Source organism: Bradyrhizobium sp. (assembly GCF_049798375.1).
In the GTDB taxonomy this organism is placed as follows: Bacteria; Pseudomonadota; Alphaproteobacteria; order Rhizobiales; family Xanthobacteraceae; genus Bradyrhizobium.
Genome location: NZ_JBARGP010000411.1, coordinates 1 through 8785 on the forward strand (window position 1 = coordinate 1; position 8785 = coordinate 8785).

Sequence of the window (8785 nt, forward strand, 5' to 3'; positions counted from 1 at the left end):
GTCTGCGCCGGCCGCAGCGCAAGCCCCGGCGCCGGCGCCCAGCGTGCAGAGCGCCGATGCCTTTGGTGAGGAGATCACGCTCACGCCGAAGAAGGTCGTCATCGTCAAGGGTACCGCCAACTGGGACAATGCGTTCGACACGCTGGTCGATTCGTTCAAGGCGCTCTCGACCCTGCTCGACAAGCAGGGCATCAAGCCGGCTGGCAATGGCATGATCGTCTACACCTCGACCGACGATACCGGCTTCACCTTCATGGCCGAAATGCCGGTCGACCAGGAGCCGAAGAACCTCGGCAAAGCCATGAGCATCGGCCAATCGCCCGAAGGCAAGGCGCTGAAGTTCGTCCATCGCGGCTCCTATGACAACATGGACAACACCTATGAGGCGATCACCAATCACCTGGACGAGCGCAAGCTCGAGGCCAAGGACACCTTCATCGAGGAGTATTTGACCGATCCGTTGAAGACCGCCGAGGACAAGCTCGTCATCAATGTCTACGTACCGCTGAAGTGAGCCTCATGATGCGCAGCATCCCAATCGCCACGGCGCTTGCCGCCACATCAATGGCGGTAGCGCCCGCCTTGGCGCAGACGCCGCAATCCGAACTGCCGCCGGCGATCTCCGTTTCAGGCGAGGCCAGCGTCTCGGCGCCGCCCGATCTCGCCATGATTGACGCCGGCGTCGCCTCCGATGCCAAGTCCGCGCGCGAGGCGGCGGATGCCAACAACAATGCGATGGCCAAGGTGCTGCTGGCGCTGAAAAATGCCACCATCGACGACAAGGACTATCAGACCTCACGGTTGTCGCTGCAGCCGCAATATGCGCCGAACCGCCCGGGTCAATCGACCGTCACAGGCTATCGCGCCAGCAACCGCGTCACTATCAAGCTTCGTGACGTCAACAAGGTGGCAAGCGTGATCGACACGCTGGTGAGTGCCGGCGCGAATGACATCGGCAACATCTATTTCACGGTGGCCGAGCCATCGAAGCTGCTCGATCAGGCACGCGAGAAGGCCGTGGCCGACGCCCGCCGCAAGGCGGAGATCTACGCCAAGGCGGCTGGCGTGACGCTGAGCTCTCCCTTGAGTATTTCCGAGGATGGCACGCCGACGCCGATGTTTCGCGTCAAGACCTTGGCGGCGCCGGCCACACCCACCCCCGTCGCGCAAGGCGAAGAGACGCTTTCGATCACGGTGAGCGTCATCTGGGGGATCAAGACGGGGCAGTAAGCGGTCGGAGTCTGATCGTTCCTACGGCATGATGAGGCGCACAAGCACCACTACATATTCAGTGTCCTCCCGGCCTTGCGCCAGCACCCAGAACCACAGGATTTTGTAGTAAGAGCAGGCTGGCTCCAGCCTTCGCAAAATGAAAATCGGTGGGTATGGTCCCGGGTCGGCGCGCTACGCGCTTGCCCGGGACGACAGTCTCCTAAATCTCCACCACCTGCCCGGGCTTCAGCACTGCAAATCGCTCACGCGGCACACCCGCCGCATCGAGCGCCTCGCCGAGCGCGATGGCCGGCGCATCGATCGCCTCGTCGGTGAGCTGGAAGGTGCCGTGATGATGCGCCAGCGCCAGCTCGGCGCCGCAATCCCTGAGCGCCTGCACCGCGTCTTCCGGGTTCATGTGCTGGTCTTGCATGAACCAGCGCGGCTCATAAGCGCCGATCGGCAGGATCGCCAGCCGGATCGGACCGTGCGCCTCGGCGACGCTGCGGAAATGCCTGCCCGTGCCATAGCCGGAATCGCAGACGATGTAGAGCTTGCCCGCTGGGGTCTCCAGCACGAAGCTCGCCCACAGCGCCATATTGCGATCGAACACGCCGCGTGCCGACCAGTGCCGCGTCGGCACCAGGGTCACGGCGGCCTCGTCGTTTAGCGCGATCCGCTGATGCCAGTCGAACGCCTCGACGCGGATCTTCGGATCCCTGGCCAGCATCGTCAGATCATTGCCGAGCGGCGTGACCACGCGCGGCGCGAACTGCGCCGTGAGCTTCGACAGCGTCGCGATGTCGAGATGGTCGTAATGGCCGTGCGAGACCAGCACGACGTCGATCCTGGGCAGCGCGTCCAAGGCGATGCCGGGATCGTTGTGTCGCTTTGGCCCTGCAAAGCTGACCGGCGACACCCGCTCCGACCAGACCGGGTCGACCAGGATGTTGAGCCCGCCGGTCTGGATCAGCCAGCTCGCATGGCCGACGAATGACAGCCGCGCGTGGCCGCCGTCGACCCGGGCCGGCGGGGTGTCGGCATGCGGGCTCGGCACCCATTCGGGCCAGACCGAACGCTTCCGGCCGCGCCCGAACTGCCAGCGCAGGACGTGCTTGAAAGATTTCGGCGGGACGCCATCGGGATCGAAAAAGTGCCGGCCGTCGAAATGATCGGTGACCGGACCGGAATAGGTCTTGGAACGGCGTGCCAATGGAATCCTCAGGGGAAGCGGAAAAGGTGAGGCGCTGCAGACAGGTAGGAGGGCGGCTGCGGCCCGGCAACGGGCACCGCCGGTCCAAGTTTCCTTGACTTTTGGATGCCAGGAGGGTTTAAGGCACGCTGATTTTTCGGAAAGTATCATCTTTTCGAGCCACCGACTGGCCCTGCGAGGCCGGAGGTCAACGCCCGACAGCGCTGTGCGCCCTCGGGCGCAAAATTGTTTGGAATATCCGTTTTGGCACGATCTGCCGAAACAACGTGAGCTGCCATCACCCGCGAAGGCGGGTGATCCAGTATCCCAGAGCTGCCCGGCAGGAGCCGAGAAGCTGCGGCGTACTGGATGCCCCGCCTGCGCGGGGCATGACAGTGGTGAATAAAGCGAGCGCCTCAACAGGCAAAGGACAACGGCATTGTTCGACAATCTGTCGGAACGGCTTGGCGGTATTCTCGATCGGCTGACGGGGCGTGGCTCGCTGTCGGAGGCCGATGTCGACGCCGCGATGCGCGAGGTGCGCCGGGCGCTGCTCGAGGCCGACGTCGCGCTCGAGGTCGTCAGAAGCTTCATCGACCGCGTGCGCGAGCAGGCGATCGGCGCCACCGTCGTCAAGTCGGTCACACCGGGCCAGATGGTGGTCAAGATCGTCCATGACGAGCTGGTCAACACGCTGGGCGCCGAGGGCCAGACCATCGACCTCAATGCCGTGCCGCCGGTCCCGATCATGATGGTCGGTCTGCAAGGCTCGGGCAAGACCACCACCACCGCCAAGCTCGCCCGCCGCATGACCCAGCGCGACAAGCGCAAGGTGCTGATGGCCTCGCTCGACGTTTACCGTCCGGCCGCCATGGAGCAGCTCGCGGTACTCGGCCGCGATCTCGACATCCCGACGCTGCCGATCGTCGCCGGCCAGAAGCCGGCACAGATCGCGCGCCGCGCGCTGGAAGCAGGCCGACTCGGCGGCTACGACGTCGTGCTGCTCGACACCGCCGGCCGTACCACGCTCGACGAAGAGATGATGAGCGAGGCGGCCGAGATCAAAACGGTCGCCAATCCGCATGAAGTGCTGCTGGTCGCGGACTCGCTGACCGGCCAGGACGCAGTCAACCTCGCCCGCGCCTTCGATCAGCGCGTTGGGCTGACCGGCATCGTGCTGACACGCGTCGACGGCGACGGCCGCGGCGGTGCCGCGCTGTCGATGCGCGCCGTCACTGGCAAGCCGATCAAATTGCTCGGCACCGGTGAAAAGACCGACGCGCTGGAGGATTTCCATCCGGACCGGATTGCGGGCCGCATCCTTGGCATGGGCGACATCGTCTCGTTGGTCGAGAAGGCGGCGGCGAACATCGACGCCGAGAAGGCCGCGCGCACCGCCGAGAAGATGCGCAAGGGTCAGTTCGACCTCAACGACATGCGCGAGCAGCTCCAACAGATGTCGCAGATGGGCGGCATCAGCGGGCTGATGGGCATGATGCCCGGCATCGCCAAGATGAAGAACCAGATCGCCTCCGCCGGCATCGACGACAAGATCATCAAGCGCCAGGTCGCGATCATCGATTCGATGACCCGCGACGAGCGCAAGCACCCGGACGTCCTGAAGGCGAGCCGCAAGAAGCGCATCGCCGCCGGCTCCGGCCAGAACGTCGAGCAGGTCAACAAGCTGTTGAAGATGCATCGGAACATGGCCGACATGATGAAGGCGATGGGCTCCGGCAAGCGCGGCCCGTTGGCCGGCATTGCGCAAGCCATGGGTTTTGGCGGTGGCGGCGGCATGCCGTCGCCCGAGCAGATGAAGGCGATGGCCGAGAAGATGCCGGGCGGTGCCGGCGGCTTGCCCAATCTGCCGAAGGACCTTCCCGCGGGCCTGCGCGGAGGGTTGCCCAATCTGCCGGGGCTCACCGGCATGTCCGGCAAGCCGATGCTGCCGGGTCTCGGCCTTCCTCCGGGGAAGAAGAAATAATGAGGACGATCCGCTCCTCTCGCCATTCGTCATTCCGGGACGCGCCGCGAGGCGCGGGACCGGAATCCATAACCACGATCGTGAGCATGGATTCCGGGCTCGAGGCTTCGCCTCGCCCCGGAATGACGGCTTCACTCAACGCGTAAATCAAACGACACTCAGGAGAACCTTATGTCAGTCGTCATCCGCCTCGCCCGCGCCGGCACCAAGAAACGCCCGGTCTATCACGTCGTCGTCGCCGACTCGCGCTTTCCCCGCGACGGCCGCTTCATCGAGCGTCTCGGCCATTTCAACCCGCTGATGCCGAAGGACAACGAGGCGCGGCTGAAGGTCGACATGGAGAAGATGAAGGCATGGCTTGCCAAGGGTGCGCAGCCATCCGACCGCGTCGCCCGTTTCCTCGACGCTGCCGGCGTCAAGAAGCGCGAGGCGCGCAACAACCCGGAGAAGTCGGTACCGCGCAAGGAACGCAAGGCGCAGGCCGAAGCCGCCGCCAAGGGCTAAGACGCCTTGCCGCGCAAAGCCTCATGCTTCGAGACGCACGGCTCACGCCGTGCTCCCAGGCATGAGGAACTGGCTCCTCGTCCTGAAGATCGCGCATTTGCGCGCGTGTCCGACGATGCTGCGCATCGCCTTGAGAAGGGCGAGGCCAACTAATGTCGCAAAAAATTTGCGTTGCCAGGATCGGCGCCCCGCATGGTGTGCGCGGCGAGGTACGCCTGTGGACCTTCACCGAGGACCCGCTCGCGGTCCTGCATTACGGTCCGCTCACCACCAGAGACGGCAGCCGCGCGTTCGAGGTGACGAAGGCGCGCCAAGCCAAGGATCATCTGGTCGCCACCATCAAGGGCGTCGCCGACCGCACCGCGGCCGAGAAGCTCAACCGCCTCGAGCTCTACATTGCGCGTGACCAGCTGCCTGAGCCCGACGACGACGAATATTATCATGCCGACCTGATCGGGCTCGCTGCTGAAACCGCCGCAGGCGAACCGCTCGGCCGCGTTCTTGCCATCCATAATTTCGGCGCCGGCGACATCATCGAGATCGCGCCGCCCTCCGGCAGCACGATGCTGCTGCCATTCACCAACGCCGTGGTGCCGACCATCGACATCAAGAACGGCCGCGTCGTGATCGAGCTCCCTGCGGAAATCGAGGGCGACGACGACGCTGCATCAGACGAAAACGAGGACGTAGCCGAACGCTCCTCTCGTCGGCCCGGCGAACGCCGGGACCCATAACGATAGGCTTTGATTTGACGAAGGCTTGAGCGACAGCTCGCTTTCACCATGTTTGCTGGTGATGATGGGTCCCGGCGTTCTCGGCGCAATTGCGCGCCTGACCGGGACGACACTGAATTTGGGGTGACAGCGATGACAACTCACACGTCTGGTCACAAAGCCTGGCGTCTGCACGCGCATAACGATCTGCGTTTCGACGAGGTCGAGACGCCGGCAGTCGCAGCCGACGGCGTCATCGTGCGGATCGAGGCCGCGATGGTGCTGTCCTACACCAACAAGGTGCTGTCGGGTGCGGTGCCCTACGCGCTGCCGCCGATGCCGTTCGTGCCCGGCACCAATGCGATCGGCCGCGTCACGGCCGCCGGCGCCAATGTCGGTCATGTCCGGGCAGGCGATCGCGTCTTCCTCAGCCCGCATCTGCGGGCCGACGTGCCGGAACGTGACCCCGCGCAGATCCTGATCGGCCTCACCAGCATGGCGCCAACAGAGGCGGCACTCGGCCTGCAGGCGCGCTGGCGCGACGGCGTGTTCGCGGACCTGGCGCATTGGCCCGCCGCCTGCGTCACGTCCCTGGACGGTCTCGACGACCGTCCCGCCACCGAGCTGATCGGGCTGGCGAAACTGATCGTGCCGTTCGGCGGCTTGCAGCGGCTCGATCTCAGGGGCGGCCAGACCGTGATCATCAACGGCGCCGCCGGCTATTTCGGCTCCGGCGCGGTGCTGCTGGCGGTGGCGATGGGCGCCGGTCGTGTCGTTGCGGTCGGACGCAAGCGCGAGGCGTTGGAAAGCCTGGCGGAGGCCTTCGGCCCGCGCATCATTCCTGCCGTCATCACCGGCGACGATCCGGGAAAGGATCTCGCCACCATTCGCCATGCCGCAGGCGGCGCAGCCGATGTCGCGCTCGATCTGCTCGGCCAGGCCAGGAGCACGTCGACCACCCTCTCGACGCTGCGTGCGCTCCGGCGCGGCGGCCGGCTGGTGTTGATGGGCAGCGCTACTGCGCCGCTCGAACTCTCGTTCGGCGAGATGCTGGCGAACGATTGGGAGGTGGTCGGCCAGTTCATGTATGACCGCACCGCGCCAGACCAGCTCGCGGCGCTCGCCCGCGAGAATCTGCTCGACCTCAAAAAGATCGCTGTGACGACCTTTAAGCTGGCCGACTTCCCGCGTGCGGTCGAGGCTGCAGCCCTGATGCAGGGGCTCGATCTGACGGCGATGGTGCCGTAACGGCAACCATCAGCGTAGAAAAAAATTCATGGAAGGAGGACTTATCGTCGCACCTGAAATCTGGTAGTTGCCGAGCGATATCTTTTTCCCGCCCGGGTTGAATTTCAGCACATGCACCATTGTTTTGGCTTTTGCTGGCGGATGCCCGACTCCATCAGGACAGCATCATGCTCAGCCGTACCGTTTTGATTGTCGTTGCCCTGCTCGCGTCGACGCATCTCGCCGGCGCTCAACCCGCGACCGAAGCCACACCCGCCCCGGCGGCAACGCCCGCGGCGCCTGCGGCCAGCGGCTCGGAAGCCATGGAAGATCCGCAAACCGGTGACCACTGGACTTATGAAGTCCACGACGACATCAGCGGAAATCTGAAGTCGACCATAATCCAGACCGTCACCGACGTTGCGGCTGGTAATGTCGGCGTTCGGGTGACGGCGCTGAACAACTCCAACACGGGCTTCCTGACCTACGACCCGGGCTGGAACGTCAAGAACAACGGCACCTGGCGCTATGCGCCGTCCGATGGCACCGGCATCAGCGCGCCGCTGACGGTCGGAAAGACCTGGCACATCAAGTCGAACGACACCAACATATCGGCGAACTCCACCTTCAGGCGGACGGGCACCAGCAAGGTGACGGCCAAGGAAAGCGTGACGACGACGGCCGGCACATTCGACGCTTACAAGGTCGAAACCTCGATCCAGGCAGTTTACGTCAAGGATCCGTCGCGAAAGTTTCAAGTGATCCAGACCTCCTGGTACGCGCCTGAAGTCAACCACTGGGTCAAACGCTCGTCGGAGACCCGGATCGACGGGCACGTCAGCGACAAGAGCACGGTGGAACTGATCGAATACGGCCGTCGCTGACCTGCGAACGTCTCGCGATGCCGTCAGACCCTCTCTCCTGAATCCAAACCTTGGAATCCCGCATGCGCATAATCCTGACCGCGTTGTTATGCCTGAGCGGCCCGATGGCTTTCGCGCAGCAGCCCGCGCCTCCGGCCGACGCATCACCCGCAGCGCCCTCGCCGGCCGCCCCGGTATCGATGGAAGAGCCGCGTCAGGGCGATAATTGGACCTTCGAGGTTCGTGACGAAATCCTAGGAAGAGTGACGGGCAAGCGGACCACCACGATCACCGAGGTCACGCCGACGGCGATCGCGGTCCGTTATAAGAATGATAAAGAGGAAGGTTTCCAGATCTGTGACCGGAACTGGAATGTGAGGTCGGCCAACGCCATGAAATACACGCCCAACAGCGGCCTTGGCATAGTCCAGCCGCTCAAAGTGGGCGCCAGCTGGCCCATCAAGGTCGAGCAGAACAACACGGAAAAAGGCTTTAGCTGGAAGTGGGTCGGGCAATCAAAGGTCACCGGAGAAGAGAAGATCACGACAAAGGCTGGTACGTTCGACGCGTTCAAGATCGAAACCACTTACGTCGTTTACCCGGTCAAGAATCCTGGCCGGAAATCCCAATTCGTCGTGCAGACGTGGTATGCGCCCGCAATCGACCATTGGGTCCTGCGGACAAACACAGTCCGGACCGACGACATGCTTCGTGTGAACACCAGAACTGAACTCGTGGCTTACGGCCGCAAGTAGTAAATGACGACGTCCACGCCGGACGGTCGCCTGACGCCAGCATTAACCGCGTCGGCGTCGCGCGCAAATGCGGCTGCTCCTTGATGCAGGGGCTCGATCTCACCGCGCTGGTGCCGTAACAACGGCGCCATGACCGAACCCGCAAACCCGTGGCGCGCCACCGTCCTGACCCTGTTCCCGGACATGTTTCCCGGGCCGCTCGGCATCAGCCTGGCGGGACGCGCACTCGCCTCCGGGCTATGGGCACTGGAGGCGCGCGACATCAGGGCCTCGGCGACCGACAAGCACCGCAGCGTCGATGACACGCCGGCCGGCGGCGGCCCCGGCATGGTGCT

9 protein-coding genes and 1 pseudogene are annotated in these 8785 nt (G+C 64.2%); 9 read left to right on the forward strand and 1 reads right to left on the reverse strand.

Annotation, left to right across the window (positions count from 1 at the left end):
• Both WA702_RS17515 and WA702_RS17520 read left to right on the forward strand, forming a co-directional pair.
• On the forward strand, positions 1-514 hold a 514-nt coding region (locus WA702_RS17515; RefSeq protein WP_425111800.1), incomplete at its 5' end, for a GyrI-like domain-containing protein.
• Positions 515-519: 5 nt separating this feature from the next.
• Positions 520-1230: an SIMPL domain-containing protein gene (locus tag WA702_RS17520; RefSeq protein ID WP_425111801.1), complete on the forward strand. Its 711-nt coding sequence runs from the start codon at positions 520-522 to the stop codon at positions 1228-1230.
• A 202-nt stretch (positions 1231-1432) separates the two neighbouring features.
• Here WA702_RS17520 and WA702_RS17525 read toward each other — a convergent pair whose 3' ends face one another.
• The gene (locus tag WA702_RS17525) at positions 1433-2425 is read right to left on the reverse strand and encodes an MBL fold metallo-hydrolase (RefSeq protein WP_425111802.1); all 993 of its coding nucleotides are present in this window, start codon (positions 2423-2425) and stop codon (positions 1433-1435) included.
• Between the two features lie 418 nt (positions 2426-2843).
• On the opposite strand from WA702_RS17525, the gene ffh reads away from it, so the two are divergent.
• The 7 genes and pseudogenes from ffh to WA702_RS17560 all read left to right on the forward strand — a co-directional run.
• Entirely contained in the window at positions 2844-4388 is a 1545-nt protein-coding gene (ffh, locus tag WA702_RS17530) for a signal recognition particle protein (RefSeq protein WP_425111803.1), read from the forward strand.
• 171 nt (positions 4389-4559) lie between these two features.
• Positions 4560-4892 (forward strand): 30S ribosomal protein S16, encoded by a 333-nt coding sequence (gene rpsP / locus WA702_RS17535; protein ID WP_425111804.1) that lies wholly within the window; start codon positions 4560-4562, stop codon positions 4890-4892.
• A gap of 152 nt (positions 4893-5044) precedes the next feature.
• Positions 5045-5626, forward strand: a complete 582-nt coding sequence (gene rimM / locus WA702_RS17540; protein ID WP_425111805.1) for a ribosome maturation factor RimM — start codon at positions 5045-5047, stop codon at positions 5624-5626.
• A gap of 132 nt (positions 5627-5758) precedes the next feature.
• Entirely contained in the window at positions 5759-6853 is a 1095-nt protein-coding gene (locus tag WA702_RS17545; protein WP_425111806.1) for a zinc-binding dehydrogenase, read from the forward strand.
• Between the two features lie 131 nt (positions 6854-6984).
• The gene (locus WA702_RS17550; RefSeq protein ID WP_425111807.1) at positions 6985-7716 is read left to right on the forward strand and encodes a hypothetical protein; all 732 of its coding nucleotides are present in this window, start codon (positions 6985-6987) and stop codon (positions 7714-7716) included.
• A gap of 62 nt (positions 7717-7778) precedes the next feature.
• Entirely contained in the window at positions 7779-8450 is a 672-nt protein-coding gene (locus tag WA702_RS17555; RefSeq protein ID WP_425111808.1) for a hypothetical protein, read from the forward strand.
• Positions 8451-8579: 129 nt separating this feature from the next.
• Positions 8580-8785 (forward strand): annotated as a pseudogene (locus WA702_RS17560) (tRNA (guanosine(37)-N1)-methyltransferase TrmD); the annotation flags it as partial.